This window comes from Achromobacter pulmonis, assembly GCF_021733725.1.
Lineage (GTDB): Bacteria > Pseudomonadota > Gammaproteobacteria > Burkholderiales > Burkholderiaceae_B > Achromobacter > Achromobacter pulmonis.
The window spans coordinates 5,258,064-5,272,878 of the sequence record NZ_JAIFOT010000001.1 but is presented as its reverse complement, the minus strand read 5'-3'; the positions used below and the strand labels follow the sequence as shown (position 1 = coordinate 5,272,878).

Annotated in this window: 18 protein-coding genes; 14 read left to right on the top strand and 4 right to left on the bottom strand. The window is 67.1% G+C overall.

Annotation, left to right across the window (positions count from 1 at the left end):
* Positions 1-6: 6 nt before the first annotated feature.
* The 8 genes from fabZ (at position 7) to K2W61_RS24265 (ending at position 5,170) form a co-directional block, all read left to right on the top strand.
* Entirely contained in the window at positions 7-462 is a 456-nt protein-coding gene (fabZ, locus tag K2W61_RS24300) for a 3-hydroxyacyl-ACP dehydratase FabZ (protein WP_175135094.1), read from the top strand.
* Positions 463-1,257 (top strand): acyl-ACP--UDP-N-acetylglucosamine O-acyltransferase, encoded by a 795-nt coding sequence (lpxA, locus tag K2W61_RS24295; RefSeq protein WP_236756739.1) that lies wholly within the window; start codon positions 463-465, stop codon positions 1,255-1,257.
* Positions 1,254-2,450, top strand: coding sequence for a lipid-A-disaccharide synthase (gene lpxB, locus K2W61_RS24290; protein WP_175135096.1), 1,197 nt, complete (start codon positions 1,254-1,256; stop codon positions 2,448-2,450). The genes lpxA and lpxB overlap by 4 nt, the downstream gene beginning before the upstream one ends.
* The gene (gene rnhB / locus K2W61_RS24285; RefSeq protein WP_175135097.1) at positions 2,437-3,045 is read left to right on the top strand and encodes a ribonuclease HII; all 609 of its coding nucleotides are present in this window, start codon (positions 2,437-2,439) and stop codon (positions 3,043-3,045) included. Before lpxB ends, rnhB begins: the two co-directional genes overlap by 14 nt.
* Positions 3,042-3,830, top strand: a complete 789-nt coding sequence (locus K2W61_RS24280) for a TrmH family RNA methyltransferase (protein ID WP_236756738.1) — start codon at positions 3,042-3,044, stop codon at positions 3,828-3,830. Before rnhB ends, K2W61_RS24280 begins: the two co-directional genes overlap by 4 nt.
* A 118-nt stretch (positions 3,831-3,948) precedes the next feature.
* Complete coding sequence (locus tag K2W61_RS24275; protein ID WP_175135099.1) at positions 3,949-4,155, top strand: hypothetical protein; 207 nt, start codon at positions 3,949-3,951, stop codon at positions 4,153-4,155.
* A gap of 38 nt (positions 4,156-4,193) precedes the next feature.
* Positions 4,194-4,622 (top strand): hypothetical protein, encoded by a 429-nt coding sequence (locus K2W61_RS24270; RefSeq protein ID WP_236756737.1) that lies wholly within the window; start codon positions 4,194-4,196, stop codon positions 4,620-4,622.
* A 68-nt stretch (positions 4,623-4,690) separates the two neighbouring features.
* On the top strand, positions 4,691-5,170 hold the full coding sequence (locus tag K2W61_RS24265; protein WP_175135100.1) for a DUF2846 domain-containing protein: 480 nt from the start codon (positions 4,691-4,693) through the stop codon (positions 5,168-5,170).
* Between the two features lie 63 nt (positions 5,171-5,233).
* Here the strand turns inward: K2W61_RS24265 and ppsR are convergent, their stop codons facing one another.
* Positions 5,234-6,061, bottom strand: a complete 828-nt coding sequence (gene ppsR, locus K2W61_RS24260; protein ID WP_175135101.1) for a posphoenolpyruvate synthetase regulatory kinase/phosphorylase PpsR — start codon at positions 6,059-6,061, stop codon at positions 5,234-5,236.
* Positions 6,062-6,252: 191 nt separating this feature from the next.
* Here ppsR and ppsA point away from each other — a divergent pair, with 191 nt between their 5' ends.
* Positions 6,253-8,616 (top strand): phosphoenolpyruvate synthase, encoded by a 2,364-nt coding sequence (gene ppsA, locus K2W61_RS24255; RefSeq protein WP_175135102.1) that lies wholly within the window; start codon positions 6,253-6,255, stop codon positions 8,614-8,616.
* A gap of 164 nt (positions 8,617-8,780) precedes the next feature.
* Here ppsA and K2W61_RS24250 read toward each other — a convergent pair whose 3' ends face one another.
* Both K2W61_RS24250 and K2W61_RS24245 read right to left on the bottom strand, forming a co-directional pair.
* Entirely contained in the window at positions 8,781-9,623 is an 843-nt protein-coding gene (locus tag K2W61_RS24250) for a bifunctional transcriptional activator/DNA repair enzyme AdaA (protein WP_175140071.1), read from the bottom strand.
* Between the two features lie 95 nt (positions 9,624-9,718).
* Positions 9,719-10,456 (bottom strand): glutamine amidotransferase, encoded by a 738-nt coding sequence (locus tag K2W61_RS24245; RefSeq protein WP_236756736.1) that lies wholly within the window; start codon positions 10,454-10,456, stop codon positions 9,719-9,721.
* Between the two features lie 167 nt (positions 10,457-10,623).
* Between K2W61_RS24245 and K2W61_RS24240 the strand changes: the two genes are divergently transcribed.
* From K2W61_RS24240 to K2W61_RS24230, 3 genes are all read left to right on the top strand, one after another.
* Complete coding sequence (locus tag K2W61_RS24240; RefSeq protein WP_236756735.1) at positions 10,624-11,064, top strand: NfeD family protein; 441 nt, start codon at positions 10,624-10,626, stop codon at positions 11,062-11,064.
* Between the two features lie 165 nt (positions 11,065-11,229).
* Positions 11,230-12,156 (top strand): SPFH domain-containing protein, encoded by a 927-nt coding sequence (locus K2W61_RS24235; RefSeq protein ID WP_175135105.1) that lies wholly within the window; start codon positions 11,230-11,232, stop codon positions 12,154-12,156.
* Between the two features lie 26 nt (positions 12,157-12,182).
* A complete protein-coding gene (locus K2W61_RS24230) occupies positions 12,183-13,373 on the top strand; it encodes a GGDEF domain-containing protein (protein ID WP_175135106.1) in 1,191 nt (396 codons plus the stop codon).
* Positions 13,374-13,386: 13 nt separating this feature from the next.
* Here K2W61_RS24230 and smpB read toward each other — a convergent pair whose 3' ends face one another.
* Complete coding sequence (gene smpB / locus K2W61_RS24225; RefSeq protein WP_175135107.1) at positions 13,387-13,854, bottom strand: SsrA-binding protein SmpB; 468 nt, start codon at positions 13,852-13,854, stop codon at positions 13,387-13,389.
* Between the two features lie 95 nt (positions 13,855-13,949).
* On the opposite strand from smpB, the gene K2W61_RS24220 reads away from it, so the two are divergent.
* Positions 13,950-14,384 (top strand): type II toxin-antitoxin system RatA family toxin, encoded by a 435-nt coding sequence (locus tag K2W61_RS24220; protein WP_175135108.1) that lies wholly within the window; start codon positions 13,950-13,952, stop codon positions 14,382-14,384.
* Positions 14,374-14,721: an RnfH family protein gene (locus K2W61_RS24215; protein WP_236756734.1), complete on the top strand. Its 348-nt coding sequence runs from the start codon at positions 14,374-14,376 to the stop codon at positions 14,719-14,721. Before K2W61_RS24220 ends, K2W61_RS24215 begins: the two co-directional genes overlap by 11 nt.
* Positions 14,722-14,815 lie beyond the last annotated feature (94 nt).

Genomic DNA, 14,815 nt, shown 5'->3' with positions numbered 1-14,815 from the left:
AGAAAAATGGAACTCGACATCAAGGGGATCATGGAGAGGCTGCCGCATCGTTACCCGATGCTGCTGATTGATCGCGTCGTCGAAATGGTGCCCGGCAAGTCCATCGTCGCCATCAAGAATGTCTCGATCAACGAGCCGTTTTTCAACGGCCACTTTCCCCACCATCCGGTGATGCCGGGCGTGCTCATCGTGGAAGCCATGGCCCAGGCCTCGGCGCTGTTCTCGTTCACGGACGAAAACGGCGGCCTGAAGTGCGAAGGCGCCAAGACGGCGTATTACCTGGTGGGTATCGATGGCGCGCGTTTCCGCCGGCCGGTGGTGCCGGGCGATCAATTGCGCATCGAGGTCGAAGCCGAGCGCCTGAGCCGCAGCATCTGCAAGTACCAAGCGCGTGCCACGGTCGACGGACAGGAAGCGGCGTCGGCCAAGCTCATGTGCGCGATCCGCAGCCTGGAAGAGTAAATGGCAGGAAACATCCATCCTACCGCCGTCGTCGATCCGGCGGCGAAAATCGACCCCAGCGTGGTCATCGGCGCGTTCTGCGTCGTGGGCCCCGATGTGACGATCGGCGCCGGCACCGAGCTTGGCCCGTATTGCATGGTCGATGGCGTGACCACCATCGGGCGCGACAACCGTTTCTACCGGTATTGCTCGATCGGCGGCATGCCGCAGGACAAGAAGTACCAGGGCGAGCCGACCCGGCTGGTCGTCGGCGACCGCAACACGGTGCGCGAATTCGTCACGCTTAACACCGGCACGGTGCAGGATGGCGGCGCCACCACGCTGGGCGATGACAACTGGATCATGGCCTACGTGCACGTCGCGCACGACTGCCATGTCGGCAACAACACCATCCTGGCCAATTCCGTGCAATTGGGCGGCCACGTCCACGTGGGCGACTGGGCCATCGTCGGCGGCCTGACCGGCGTGCACCAGTTCTCGCGTATCGGCGCGCACAGCATGACGGGCGGCAACAGCTCGCTGATGCAGGATACGCCGCCGTTCGTGCTGGCCGCGGGCAATCCGTGCCGCCCGGTGGGCATCAACGTCGAAGGCCTGAAGCGCCGCGGCTTCACGCCGGCCCAGGTGTCGGCGCTGCGTGACGCCTACAAGATCATCTATCGCCGCGGCCTGCCGCTGGATGAGGCGCGCGCGGAGCTGCGCGCCCGCCAGCAGGCCGAACCCGAAGTCGCCGAGCACCTGCAGACCCTGCTGGATTTCCTCGACGTCGCTTCGCGCGGCATCATCCGCCCATGAACATGCGGATCGGCATGGTGGCCGGCGAGCCCTCGGGCGATCTGCTGGCCGGACGCATCATTGCCGGTCTGCAGCAGCGCGCCCCGGGCGTGCGGTGCGAAGGCATCGGCGGCCCGCAGATGCAGGCGCGCGATTTCGATACCTGGCACCCGATGCATGCGCTGACGGTGTTCGGCTACGTCGACGCCCTCAAGCGCCTGCCCAGCCTGTTGCGCACCTACCGTGACGTGTCGCGCCGCTGGCTGGCCGAACCGCCGTCGGTGTTCGTCGGCATCGACGCGCCCGATTTCAACCTGCGCCTGGAGCATCAATTGCGCCAGGCCGGCACGCCGACCGTGCATTTCGTCGGCCCGTCGATATGGGCCTGGCGCTACGACCGCATCCACAAGATCCGCGAATCGGTCTCGCACATGCTGGTGCTGTTCCCGTTCGAGGAAGATATCTACCGCAAGGAAGGCATCCCGGTCACCTACGTCGGCCATCCGCTGGCCGGCGCCGTGCCGATGCAACCGGACCGCGCCGCCGCACGCGCGCGGCTGGGCATCGATCCGGACGCGCGGGTGCTGGCGATCCTGCCGGGTAGCCGTTCGTCCGAAATCCGCTTGCTGGCGCCGCGCTTCCTGCAGGCCGCGCAGCTATTGCACAAGCGCGATCCGGCGTTGCAATGTGTGGTGCCCATGGTCAACGACCAGCGCCGCGCGGAATTCCAGGCGATCCTGGCCAAGTACCCGGTGCCGGGGCTGCGCTGCGTCACCGCGCAGGACCTGCATGGCGCCGATGGCGATCGCCAGGCTCCGGTGGCCTGGTCGGTGATGGAAGCCAGCACCGCAGTGCTGGTGGCCAGTGGCACCGCCACCCTGGAAACCGCGCTGTACAAGCGGCCCATGGTGATTTCCTACGTGCTGTCGCCGCTGATGCGTCGCATCATGGCTTGGAAGTCCGGACAGGAGCGGCCCTACCTGCCATGGGTCGGCCTGCCCAACGTGCTGTTGCGCGATTTTGCCGTGCCGGAGCTGTTGCAGGACGATGCCACGCCGGAAAAGCTGGCCGAAGCCACCTGGACGGCCCTGACCGACGAGGCCTTGGCGGCCCGCATCGAGGCGCGCTTCACGGCCTTGCATCAGGAACTGCTGCGCGATACGCCGGCGCTTGCCGCCCAGGCGATCCTGGAGGTGGCCGGTGGAGCAGCCTGATCTGTTCGCCGCACCCGCGCAGCCGGCGCTGGTGACTGCGGGCGTCGACGAGGCGGGCCGCGGTCCGCTGGCGGGCGCCGTGTATGCGGCCGCCGTGATCCTGGACCCGGCGCGTCCTATCGACGGCCTGGCCGATTCCAAGGTGCTCAAGGCCGCCACGCGCGAGGCGCTGGCGCTCGAGATCCAGGCGCATGCCTTGGCCTGGTGCGTGGCCAGCGCCAGCGTGGCCGAGATCGACAGCCTGAACATCCTGCGCGCCACCATGCTGGCGATGCGCCGCGCCGTCGAAGGCCTGTCGATGGCGCCCCAGTTGGCGCTGGTGGACGGCAACCAGGCGCCCAAGCTGGGTTGCACGGTGCAGACGGTGATCAAGGGCGACGCCCTGGTGCCAGCCATCTCCGCCGCGTCGATCCTGGCCAAGACCGCGCGCGATGCCGATCTGCTGCGTTTGCATACGCTCTATCCGCAATACGCCTTCGACCAGCACAAGGGCTACGGCACCGCGCTGCACCTGCAGATGCTGCGCGAACACGGCCCCTGCGCCGAGCATCGCCGCAGTTTCGCGCCCATCAAGGCCTTCGGCCTGGTTTCATGAAACACATCAGTTCCCGCGACAATCCCGCGGTCAAGGCGCTCGTCAAGCTGGCGGGCACCGCCGGCAAGCGCGGCGCGCCCGTGCTGCTGGACGGCGTGCACCTGTGCCAGGCGTGGCTGCAGCATCATGGCGCGCCGGACCAGGCCATCTTCGACGTCGAGCGGCTGTCGCAGCCCGATATCGCGGCGCTGGCGGCCGCGGTGCCGCGCGACCGTTGTCTGGCGCTGGATGCGCGCTTGATGCAGGCGCTGGCCAGCGTGGAAAGCGGGCAGGGCGTGGCCTTCGTGGTGACGCCGCCGCTGCCGTCCCTGCCCGAGGCGGTGGACGAGAATTGTGTGCTGTTCGACCGGATCCAGGACCCGGGCAATGTCGGCACCTTGCTGCGCACCTGTGCGGCCGCCGGCGTCAAACGCGTGTTCCTGGCCACCGGCACTGCGGCCGCCTGGTCGTCCAAGGTGCTGCGCAGCGGCCAGGGGGCGCACTTCGCCCTGGCGATCCACGAGCACGTGGACTTGCAGGCGCTGCTGCCGGCCCTGCACGTGCCGCTGGTGGCGACGGCCCTGGAAGGGGCCCAGGACCTGTATGGGGGGCGCCTGCCCGAGCGCTGTGCGTGGGTCTTCGGCCACGAAGGGCAGGGCGTAGCGGCCGGCTTGCTGGCGGCGGCGCGGCTCAAACTGCGCATTCCCCATGACATGGCCGCGGTCGAGTCGCTCAACGTGGGCGCTGCGGCCGCCATCTGCCTGTTCGAGCAGCGCCGTCAGGCGCTGGCGGCCGGCGCGCGCTGATATCGTCTGGTCTTCGGCCGCGGCTCCGCTAACGGGGCCGGACCCCGCTTATACTCTCGCGATATTCATGATCCGGAACCCGTTTCCGGCGTCGGGCCATGGCTACCCAGGAGTCCGCATGGAGCTTGTAAGGATGCTTGTGATGTCGGCCGCCGCGCTGCCGGTGCCGCTGGAAGCCGGGCAGGCCCGCTATGTGCGCACCGGCATTGTCAGCGGCACGCAAGCGCTGCGGCTGGAGGAATCGGCCGAGACGGCCCGGCAGGACATGGCCGGCCTGCCTTATTGGGGCGCGGGCTGGCGCGACCGCGAAAAACGGTGCTATTGATATATATACTTACACATTTTGCCAACCCGAGGTGTTCCATGAGGTCGTCGCCGGTCATTGGCCAATCATCGACTCGCCGCGTGGGCCGCGTGATGGTGGCCGCGAGCCTGAGCCTGATGGTGTTGGGTGGCTGCGCATCCGGCAAGCCCGAGCCGGCCAGCCTGGTGCCGGTCGCGGCGGCAGAGCCTGGCAGCGTGATCCAGCTGTCCCGGGCCGTGGTGGGCGCGCTACCGGCCGATGCCAAGGTGACGCTGCCGGCCGCTTCGCAATGGCGGCGCGTGGGCGCCATTGCGCAAGGGGATGTCTATCGGCCCCTGGGGGCGCAGTTCGTGGTCAGGGCCCCCAGGAAAACCGAAGCCTATCTGGTGGCCTCTTCGGGCCAGTGGGTGGGGTGTTATTTGCCAGGCGAACGCGGCTATGTCGAGCTGACTCGTCCAGTGGCGCTGCCGGTGGGCATGCGTCAATGAATATAAACAGGTTCGTGCCCAGCGCTGACGCGCAGTGTGCGTAACCGCATCACAGGAGAGCTGTACGAATGAAGCGCGGAATCAGGATGCTGGCTGCCGCCGCGATCGCGGTGGGGGTGTTGGCGGGTTGCGGCGGCGCCCGTTACCGGGACGTGGCGGCGAACATTCCCGTCATGGTGCCGGATACCGGCCGGATTTATTTCTACCAGCCGCCAGCGCCTGGCAGCGTGTTGTCGAGCCAACCGTACCTGCGTGTCAACGGCACCAAGGTGGGGCGTTCCAAGCCGGGCAGCTTTTTCTTCATCAATCGTCCGGCGGGCACCTATCGCGTCGACACGATGCGTGAAAACGAATTCGTGACCTTCGATCTGGCGCCGGGGCAGACGCGCTACGTGCGCCTGAGCATCGAAGGCGTGGGCGGCAATTCTTCCAGCGTGGGCACCCAGGTCATGCGGATGGAAGACTCGGAAACGCTGGCGCAGCAGGAAATGGCGCCGCTGAAGTATTGGGGCGCCGGCTCGCGCGAGCGCGTCAAGCTGCGCCGCTGACCGCCGCCGGGCGGCCCGCTTTGCACCCGCCAAGGGCGCGCCGCCAGCGCGCCCTTGGCGTTTTCAGCCGCGATCCAGGCCGACTTCCTGCAGCACCGTGGTCGAGATCTCCTCGATCGACTTGGTGGTGGTGGACAGCCAGGAAATGCCTTCGCGGCGCATCATGCGCTCGGCCTCGGCCACTTCGTAGCGGCATTGCTCCAGTTGCGCGTAGCGGCTGTTGGGGCGACGTTCGTTGCGGACCTCGGCCAGGCGCTCGGGCTGGATCGACAGGCCGAACAGCTTGGCGCGGTGCGGCGCGATGGTCGAAGGCAGGACGCCGCGCTCGAAGTCATCCGGGGTGAGGGGGAAGTTGGCGGCCTTGATCGCGTACTGCATGGCCAGGTACAGGCTGGTCGGGGTCTTGCCGCAGCGCGACACGCCCACCAGGATGACGTCGGCCTGGTCGAGCTGGTTGACGAACTGGCCATCGTCATGCGCCAGGCTGAAGTTGATGGCGTCGATCCGGTTGCGGTACTTTTCCGAATTGGCCTGCATGTGCGAGCGGCCGATGGAGTGGCTGGATTTCAGGCCCAGCGCCTGCTCGATGTGGCTGACGAAGGTGCCGAACAGATCCAGGAAAATGCCGTTCGCCTGGCGAACTCGCGCCAGGATGTCGGGGTTGACCAGGGTGCTGAAGACGATCGGCGGCACGCCGGCCTCCTGGGCGCTGCGGTCGATGCGCATGGCCACTTCGGCGGCTTTTTCCAGCGTGTCGACAAACGGCAGCCGCACGGGCTTGAAATCGATTTGCTCGAACTGGGAAAGCACCGATTGGCTGAAGGTTTCCGCGGTGATGCCGGTACTGTCGGAAACGATGTATACCGTGCGTACGATCGGGGTAGATGTCATATGTAAAAATTCCAACCAGGCGGATGGCCGGATGTGCTCCTCCGAGTACAATCAGGCCCCTATAAGTCACCCCAAGGGCGGTCCAAGGCCAGTTTGGTCAGCGCAGGCGGATCGGCGAATGCCGGGCGGTAGCCGGCGCCGAATCTGCATTGACCAAACTCGCTTTCATTCCATTGTAAAAGGTGACTTCAATGTCGTATGTTGTTTTGTTCGAGCAGCTCCGCATGACGGACGTGGACTCGGTAGGAGGCAAGAACGCATCATTAGGCGAAATGATCAGCCAGCTGTCTGGCGCGGGTGTCCGCGTGCCGGGCGGCTTTGCCACGACCGCTGACGCCTTCCGCGACTTTCTCAAGGCCTCCGGCCTGGACAAGCGCATCGCCGAACGCCTGACCACCCTGAACCCTGAAGACGTGCGCGAGCTGGCCAACGCCGGCGCGCAGATCCGCCAATGGATCATCGAGGCGCCGTTCTCGACCGAATTCGAAACCCAGATCCGCGACGCCTTCGCCAAGCTCGACGCCGACGGCAAGGGTTCGTTCGCGGTGCGCTCGTCCGCCACCGCCGAAGACCTGCCCGACGCCTCGTTCGCCGGCCAGCAGGAAACCTTCCTGAACGTGGTCGGCATCGACGACGTGCTGGACAAGATCCGCCACGTGTTCGCCTCGCTCTACAACGACCGCGCCATCTCCTACCGCGTGCACAAGGGCTATGCCCACGCCGATGTGGCCCTGTCGGCCGGCATCCAGCGCATGGTGCGCTCGGACAAGGGCAGCGCCGGCGTGATGTTCACCATCGACACCGAATCGGGCTTCGAGGATGTGGTGTTCATCACCTCGTCGTACGGCCTGGGCGAAACCGTGGTGCAGGGCGCCGTCAACCCCGACGAGTTCTACGTCTTCAAGCCCACGCTGGCCCAGGGCCATTTCCCCATCGTCGGCCGTCGCATCGGTTCCAAGCTGATCAAGATGGAATTCGATCCCGAGCGTCCGGAAGGCCGCGCCGTGCGCACGGTCGACGTGCCGGTGTCCGAGCGCAACCGCTATTCGCTGACCGACGACGAAGTCATCGAGCTGGCCCGCTACGCCGTCATCATCGAGAAGCACTACGGCCGTCCCATGGACATCGAGTGGGGCCGCGACGGCGTCGACGGCAAGATCTACATCCTGCAGGCGCGCCCGGAAACGGTGAAGTCGCAGCAGGGCGCCAATGACGTGCAGCAGCGCTACCGCCTGAAGGCCACCGGCCAGGTCCTGATCACCGGCCGCGCCATCGGCCAGAAGATCGGCTCGGGCCCGGTGCGCGTAGTCGGCGACATCTCCGACATGGACAAGGTGCAGCCCGGCGACGTGCTGGTCACCGACATGACCGATCCCAACTGGGAACCCGTCATGAAGCGCGCCTCGGCGATCGTGACCAACCGTGGCGGCCGGACCTGCCACGCGGCCATCATCGCGCGCGAGCTGGGCATTCCGGCCGTGGTCGGTTGCGGCAACGCCACCGATGTGCTCAAGGAAGGCCAGGCCGTGACCGTGTCGTGCGCCGAGGGCGACGAAGGCCGTATCTATGACGGCCTGATCGAGACCGAGGTCGAGGAAGTGCGTCGCGGCGAAATGCCGGCCATCGACCTGAAGATCATGATGAACGTGGGCAACCCCCAACTGGCGTTCGACTTCGCCCAGATTCCCAACGGCGGCGTCGGCCTGGCGCGCCTGGAATTCATCATCAACAACAACATCGGCATCCACCCGAAGGCGGTGCTGGACTACCCGAACGTCGACGGCGAGCTCAAGAAGGCGGTGGAATCGGCCGCCCGCGGCCATGCCAGCCCGCGCGCCTTCTTCGTCGAGAAGATGGCCGAAGGCGTGGCCACCATCGCGGCGGCGTTCTACCCCAAGCCCGTGATCGTGCGCATGTCGGACTTCAAGTCCAATGAGTACCGCAAGCTGGTGGGCGGTTCGCGCTACGAACCCGAGGAAGAGAACCCGATGCTGGGCTTCCGCGGCGCCTCGCGCTACATCGCCGACGACTTCGCCGAGTGCTTCCGCATGGAATGCGAAGCGCTCAAGAAGGTGCGCGATGACATGGGCCTGACCAACGTCGAGATCATGGTGCCGTTCGTGCGCACCCTGGGCCAGGCGGAAAAGGTGGTCAACCTGCTCGCCAAGCATGGCCTGGCGCGCGGCGAGAACGGCCTGAAGCTGATCATGATGTGCGAAGTGCCGTCCAACGCCATCCTGGCCGACGAGTTCCTGCAGTACTTCGACGGCTTCTCGATCGGTTCGAACGACATGACCCAGCTGACCCTGGGTCTGGACCGCGACTCCGGCATGGAACTGCTGGCGGCCGATTTCGACGAACGCGACGAGGCCGTCAAGTTCATGCTGCGCCGCGCGATCAAGGCCTGCCTGGCGGCCAACAAGTACGTCGGCATCTGCGGCCAGGGCCCCAGCGATCACCCGGACTTCGCGCAGTGGCTCAAGGATGAAGGCATCCTGTCGATGTCGCTGAACCCGGACACCGTGGTCGATACCTGGCAGCGCCTGGCGAAGTAATCGCCGGTCCGCATGCAAGAAGCCCGCGCCAGGCATGGCGCGGGCTTTTTTTTTCGCCGAGCCGCCCCAAGGCAGGAACGCCCCCTTGGGGGCAGCGACTCGCATAGCGGCGGAGCGGAGGGCGTGGCGCCGCCGGAGGAAGGGGGCGCCGCGTGGCGCCGGATTCAGGCCGCCCTGGCTTCGCGCTCGATCAGTTCGCGCTTGCGTTCGATGCCCCAGCGGTAGCCGGCCAGCGAGCCGTCGGTGCGCACCACGCGGTGGCAGGGGATCGCCAGCGCGATGTTGTTGGTGGCGCAGGCGCGCGCCACCGCGCGCACCGACCGTGGCGAGCCGATGCGCTCGGCGATGTCGGTGTAGGTGACGGTGGCGCCCACCGGGATCTCGCGCAGCGCTTCCCAGACGCGGCGCTGGAAAGCGGTGCCGCGCACGTCCAGCGGCAGGTGCAGGCCGACCGAGGGGTTCTCGACGAAGCCGACCACCGCCGCCATCCATTGCTCGAACTCACGGTCGGCGCCGATCAGCCGGGCGGCCTTGAAGCGGTCCTGCAGGTTGCGCACCAGTTGCTCGGGGTCTTCGTGCAACGCGATTTCGCAGATGCCGGTGTCGCTGGCCGCGACCAGCAGCGCGCCGAGCGTGCACTGGCCGACCGCGAAGCGGATCTCGACGCCTTCGCCGTCCTTGCGGAAGGCGGTGGGCGTCATGCCCAGGATGGCGGGGGCGGCCTCGTAGAAGCGGCCGCTGGAATTGAAGCCGGCGCCGTACATGGCATCGGTGACGCTGGGGCTTTGCCGCAGTTGCTGGCGGGCGCGCTCGGCGCGCAGCGCGTTGGCGTAGGCCTTGGGCGTGATGCCGGTGGCCGCCTTGAAGATGCGATGAAAGTGGAAGCGGCTCATGCCGGCCTGCTCGGCCAGCGTGTTCAGGTCGGGGGGCTGTTCGGCCTCCAGCGCCCGGCAGGCGCGTTCGACGGCGGCGGCGTGCTGTTGGCTCAAGGCGGCGGGGTGGCTCATGTCAGGCTCCTGGAGCGCGCCGATGGGCGCGCTTTTGGCAATGTTCTCCTGAACCGGCCGCCGCCGCACTCCGGTTGTTGCCCGGCGCGTCCGCCTCAGGCGGGCGCGTAGGCATCCAGGAAGCGGCGCACCAGTTCGCCGGATACCGGCGTGGCCCGCACGTTGGCCGACAGGCCGGGCACGTCGAGATTTTCGGCGGCGTAGCGGCGGCCGTAGCGCTCGAGGTGGGCGCGCACGAAATCGGGGCTGAATTCGGGGTGGAACTGGGTCGAGAAGATATTGCGGCCGATGCGCAGCATCTGGTGCGGGTCCAGGTCGGAACGCGCCAGCACGGCGGCGCCGGGCGGCAGTTGCAGCACGGTCTGCGCGTGCAGCATCTGGGCGGGGAAGGTGGGCGGCAGGCCGGCCAGCAGCTTGTCGCCGGCGGCGGCGGGCAGCAGTTCGACCGTCTGGGTGCCGACCTCGCGGCCGGCCGGGTTGTAGCCGACCTTGCCGCCCAGGGCATGTGCCAGCAATTGGTGGCCATAGCAGATGCCGAACATGGGCAGGTCGGCGGCGGCCGCCGCGCGCAGCCAGGCGGCGGCGTCTTCGCTCCAGGGTTCGCGGTCGCTGACCATGGCGGGCGAACCGGTGATCAGCGCGGCGCGGTAGTGGTGCGGGTCGCGCGGATGCTCGCCGTTGTGGACGGCGACGGTTTCGAGGGCTTCGGGCGCCAGGCCGCAGGCCTGCGCGAGTTGTTCGGCATAGCCGCCGAACTGGCGCTTGAGCGTGTCGTCCGGGTCGCCCGTGTGCAGGATGAGGACGGGACGGACGGGGGAAATGGCAGCGGTCATGGAGAGGGATGCGTGGAAAATGCAGGGCGTCCGGTTCCAGGACGGCGGGACGCCAGGGCACATCATAATCCAGCACGATTGCGCGGGGCGCGGCTCGGCGTCACCGCTGCGTCACGGAAATACGTACAATCCGCAGACCGACTCATCCTTTCAGGTAAAACTCAACTATGTGGATCTGGCTTGGGCTGGCCGCGCTGGCGCTCATCGGCGAACTGGCGACGGGAACGTTCTACCTGCTGCTGGTGGCTCTGGGGCTGGCCGCGGGCGGCATCGCCGCGTGGCTGCTGGCCGGCCTGCAATGGCAACTGGTGGCGTGCGGCGTGGTGTTGTTGCTGGGCCTGCTGGCGCTGCGCAAGACCCGGGTGCTGAAAAAGCGCGAGGTCAACGCCGCCAGCAACGCCGATGTCAACCTGGATATCGGTCAGACCGTCAATGTCGAAGCCTGGGCCGAGAACGGCACGGCCCGGGTCTGGTACCGCGGGGCGCACTGGCAGGCGGAACTGGCGGCCGGCCACCCGCCCCACGGCGGCGAGCACATCATTACCGAATTGCGCGGCACGCGCCTGGTCCTGACGCCCAAGGGCGGCGCGGCTGGCGCGGCGCGCTGAAGCGGGGATTTCCCCCGGGAACCGCCAGCGACGGTCGCCCAGACCGACCGCGCTGGCCGATCCAAGCAGGACCCGGATCCGCCCTGGGCGGGGCCGGCCGCAGCAGGCGCCCTGGCTTCGCGGGCAGGCGCGTCACCGCATTCACTCCAGAAGAGGCACTACACCATGATGGACACTTCCACTATCGTCCTGCTCGTCATCGTCGCGCTGGCGATCCTGATCGTTATCAAGGCGATCGCCATCGTTCCCCAGCAGCACGCCTGGGTGGTCGAGCGGCTGGGCAAGTTCGACCGCGTACTGTCGCCGGGCGCGGGTTTCGTGATCCCGTTCATCGAACGCGTGTCGTACAAGCATTCGCTCAAGGAAATCCCGCTGGACGTGCCGAGCCAGGTCTGCATCACGCGCGACAACACCCAATTGCAGGTGGACGGCGTGCTGTACTTCCAGGTGACCGACCCGATGCGCGCGTCCTACGGTTCGTCCAACTACATCTCGGCCATCACGCAGCTGGCGCAGACCACGCTGCGTTCGGTGATCGGCAAGATGGAACTGGACCGTACCTTCGAGGAACGCGACGCCATCAACAGCACCATCGTCTCATCGCTGGACGAGGCGGCGCTGAACTGGGGCGTGAAGGTGCTGCGCTACGAGATCAAGGACCTGACGCCGCCCAATGAAATCCTGCGCTCGATGCAGGCGCAGATCACTGCCGAGCGGGAAAAGCGCGCGCTGATCGCGGCCTCCGAAGGCCGCCGCCAGGAGCAGATCAATATCGCCACCGGCGAACGCGAGGCGGCCATCGCCCGTTCGGAAGGCGAGAAGCAGGCGCAGATCAACCAGGCCCAGGGCGAGGCCGCGGCGGTGCTGGCGATCGCCGAGGCCACCGCCAAGGCCATCACCCAGGTGGCCGAGGCGGTGCGCCAGCCGGGTGGCAACGAAGCGGTCAACCTGAAGGTGGCCGAGCGCTACGTCGAGGCCTTCGGCAACGTGGCCAAGGAAGGCAACACGCTGATCCTGCCGGCCAACCTGGCGGATGTGGGCGGCATGATCGCTTCGGCCATGACCATCGTCAAATCCACCCGCAATAGCTGAACCGCGCGCCGTCAGGCGCTCCGCCCATGATCGCTCCCGTGCATTTGCTGTCGATTGCAGTACTGGCGGGAGTGCTGTCGCTATGCGTGCTGGGCTCCCTGGCGCGCAGCGGCATGGCGGGGATCCGCGAGACGATACGCGCCAACCTGCTCACGCTGTTGGCGTTTTTCCTGTTCGGGCTGCAGGCCACCGAGGCGCCGCGCTGGCTGACGATCATGTTGCCCAACGCGCTGATCGGCCTGGCGCTATGCGCCTACTACACCGGCATCCGGCGCCTGCTGGGACAGCGCGTGCCACGCCGCCTGATGGGGCTGGCATGCGCCGCGGCCTGGCTGGCGTTGGCTGGATACACCTATGTGGACAGCCAAGTGGCGCCGCGCATCGTCGCCATGTCGATGCTGCAGATGGGGTTCATGTTCGCGGTGGCAGCGGCGGTGTGGCGCGGATTGCCGGCCAATCGCTCGCGCTACAGCTATTACTTCGCCTGGTCGGTGGCGATGATCTCGGGGCTGACCTGCGCGCTGCGTGCGGCGCTGTTCGCCTTCTCCGTGGCGCAGGCCGATTCCCTGCTGCAGCCGACTACCTGGAACATCGTGTTCATGACGCTGGGGGTGCTGGCGATGCCGTGCCTGACGCTGGGCACCATCATGATCATTCACGACCGCATGCTGGCCGATCGTGAGCACGAGGCCAGCACCGATTTCCTGACCGGGCTGATGTCGCGCAAGGCGTGGTGGCTGCAGGCCGAGCGCTATTGCGCGCAGGCGCTGCGCACGCGGCGGCCGCTGTCGATGCTGTTGCTGGACATCGATCATTTCAAGCGCATCAACGATACGCACGGCCACGCCGCCGGCGATGCGGTGCTGCGCCACTTCGGCCTGCTGGCCACGGCCACGTTGCGCACTGGCGACCATGTGGGCCGGGTGGGGGGCGAGGAATTCAGCGTGCTGTTCGCCGACATGCGCAGCGATGCCGTGATGGAAGTGGCGCATCGGCTGCTCGACTCGGTGCGGCGCACACCCTGCGCGCATGGCGGCAGCACGATCGCGTATACCTTCAGCGCCGGGGTGGCCGACTGGCTGCCGGGCGAGAACCTGCCGGCGTTTTTCGAGCGGGCCGACCGCATGCTGTACGCCGCCAAGCAGGCCGGCCGCAATCGCGTGGTGGGGCCAGGCGAGAACCTGGCCGAGCGCGCGCCGTTGCCAGCGGCGGCCTGAACCGGCGGCGCGCTCAGCCGTCCTTGCGCGAGGCGCGGGTGTCGTGCTTCATGATGCGCTCTTTCTCGCGCTGCCAGTCCTTTTCGCGCGCGGTGTCGCGCTTGTCGTAGAGCTTCTTGCCGCGGCCCAGCGCGAAATCGAGCTTGATGCGGCCATTCTTGTAATGCAGGTTCAGCGGCACCAACGTGTAGCCGCGCTGCTCGACCTTGCCGATCAGCTTGCTGATTTCCTCGGCCTTGAGCAGCAGCTTGCGCGTGCGCATGGCGTCGGGATGGATGTGGGTGGATGCCGTGGGCAGGGGGCTGACGTGCATGCCGAGCAGGAACAGCTCGCCATCGCGCACGATGACGTAGCTTTCCTTGAGCTGCACGCGCCCGTCGCGGATCGCCTTGACTTCCCAGCCCTGGAGAACGAGGCCGGCTTCGTAGCGGTCTTCGATGAAGTAGTCGTGCGAGGCCTTGCGATTATCGATAATGCTCATCTTGTCGGGGCCAAAAGGCCCATCTGTCCTTGCTTGCGCCCCCGGATGGCGCGGTGCCGGTAAAATCCTATCATTCTAGCCATTTGCGATAGTCGATGCACAAAGTACAACGATCCGTCCTGGTGCCTTACAGCGCCGCACAGATGTTCGACCTGGTGGCCGACGTGGAGAAATACCCCGAGTTCATGCCGTGGTGTGGCGGCGCCGAGGTGCAAAGCCGCGACGAGCACGGTATGCAGGCGTCCATCCTGATCAGTTTCGCGGGCATGAAGCAGCGCTTCACCACGCGCAACCGGCATGTCTATCCCGACCGCATCGACCTGGAACTGGTCGACGGGCCGTTCTCCAGCCTGGAGGGGCACTGGGAGTTCCAGGCCCTGGCCGAAGACGCCTGCAAGGTGCTGTTCACCATGGAATACGCCTTTTCCAACCGGGCGCTGGAAATGGTGGTGGGGCCGGTGTTCAACCGCATCGCCACCAGTTTCATCGATTCCTTCACCAAGCGCGCGCAGGCCAAGTATGGCGAGTGAGGCCAGCGCCCACGGGCAGATCGGGGTGTCGGTCTGCTATGCCTTGCCGGCCCAGGTCTGGCTGCGTGAACTGCGCCTGCCTGCCGGTTCGACCGTGGCCGATGCGCTCGTCGCCAGCGGTTTCGCCCAGGCCTTTCCAGTGGTCCAGCCCTGGGAGCGGGGGGTGGGCGTGTACGGCCGGCCGGTCGCGCCCGGCACGCCGCTGGCCGACGGCGACCGGGTCGAGATCTATCGCGGCTTGAGTTTCGATCCGAAAGAGTCGCGCCGCCGCCGCGCCGAGCACCGCCGCGCCAAGACCGCCCGCAACGGGCGGGTGCGTCCGGCCGGGCTGCTGTAGGCGCGGATCTCTGCCCGGTGGACCGGAACGGGCCCGCCATCGGCGGCGGGCGCGGGTGCCGGGGGCGGGACGCCGCCACATTGTCATCAATGGG

Excerpts from the sequence above, each read along its gene's own strand:
- lpxB (WP_175135096.1), top strand. The coding sequence starts at position 1,254 with ATGAACATGCGGATCGGCATGGTGGCCGGCGAGCCCTCGGGCGATCTG.
- K2W61_RS24270 (WP_236756737.1), top strand. The coding sequence starts at position 4,194 with ATGAGGTCGTCGCCGGTCATTGGCCAATCATCGACTCGCCGCGTGGGC.
- K2W61_RS24275 (WP_175135099.1), top strand. The coding sequence starts at position 3,949 with ATGGAGCTTGTAAGGATGCTTGTGATGTCGGCCGCCGCGCTGCCGGTG.
- smpB (WP_175135107.1), bottom strand. The coding sequence starts at position 13,854 with ATGAGCATTATCGATAATCGCAAGGCCTCGCACGACTACTTCATCGAA.
- K2W61_RS24220 (WP_175135108.1), top strand. The coding sequence starts at position 13,950 with ATGCACAAAGTACAACGATCCGTCCTGGTGCCTTACAGCGCCGCACAG.
- K2W61_RS24265 (WP_175135100.1), top strand. The coding sequence starts at position 4,691 with ATGAAGCGCGGAATCAGGATGCTGGCTGCCGCCGCGATCGCGGTGGGG.
- lpxA (WP_236756739.1), top strand. The coding sequence starts at position 463 with ATGGCAGGAAACATCCATCCTACCGCCGTCGTCGATCCGGCGGCGAAA.
- K2W61_RS24215 (WP_236756734.1), top strand. The coding sequence starts at position 14,374 with ATGGCGAGTGAGGCCAGCGCCCACGGGCAGATCGGGGTGTCGGTCTGC.
- K2W61_RS24240 (WP_236756735.1), top strand. The coding sequence starts at position 10,624 with ATGTGGATCTGGCTTGGGCTGGCCGCGCTGGCGCTCATCGGCGAACTG.
- ppsR (WP_175135101.1), bottom strand. The coding sequence starts at position 6,061 with ATGACATCTACCCCGATCGTACGCACGGTATACATCGTTTCCGACAGT.
- K2W61_RS24250 (WP_175140071.1), bottom strand. The coding sequence starts at position 9,623 with ATGAGCCACCCCGCCGCCTTGAGCCAACAGCACGCCGCCGCCGTCGAA.
- ppsA (WP_175135102.1), top strand. The coding sequence starts at position 6,253 with ATGTCGTATGTTGTTTTGTTCGAGCAGCTCCGCATGACGGACGTGGAC.
- K2W61_RS24230 (WP_175135106.1), top strand. The coding sequence starts at position 12,183 with ATGATCGCTCCCGTGCATTTGCTGTCGATTGCAGTACTGGCGGGAGTG.
- fabZ (WP_175135094.1), top strand. The coding sequence starts at position 7 with ATGGAACTCGACATCAAGGGGATCATGGAGAGGCTGCCGCATCGTTAC.
- K2W61_RS24245 (WP_236756736.1), bottom strand. The coding sequence starts at position 10,456 with ATGACCGCTGCCATTTCCCCCGTCCGTCCCGTCCTCATCCTGCACACG.
- K2W61_RS24235 (WP_175135105.1), top strand. The coding sequence starts at position 11,230 with ATGATGGACACTTCCACTATCGTCCTGCTCGTCATCGTCGCGCTGGCG.
- K2W61_RS24280 (WP_236756738.1), top strand. The coding sequence starts at position 3,042 with ATGAAACACATCAGTTCCCGCGACAATCCCGCGGTCAAGGCGCTCGTC.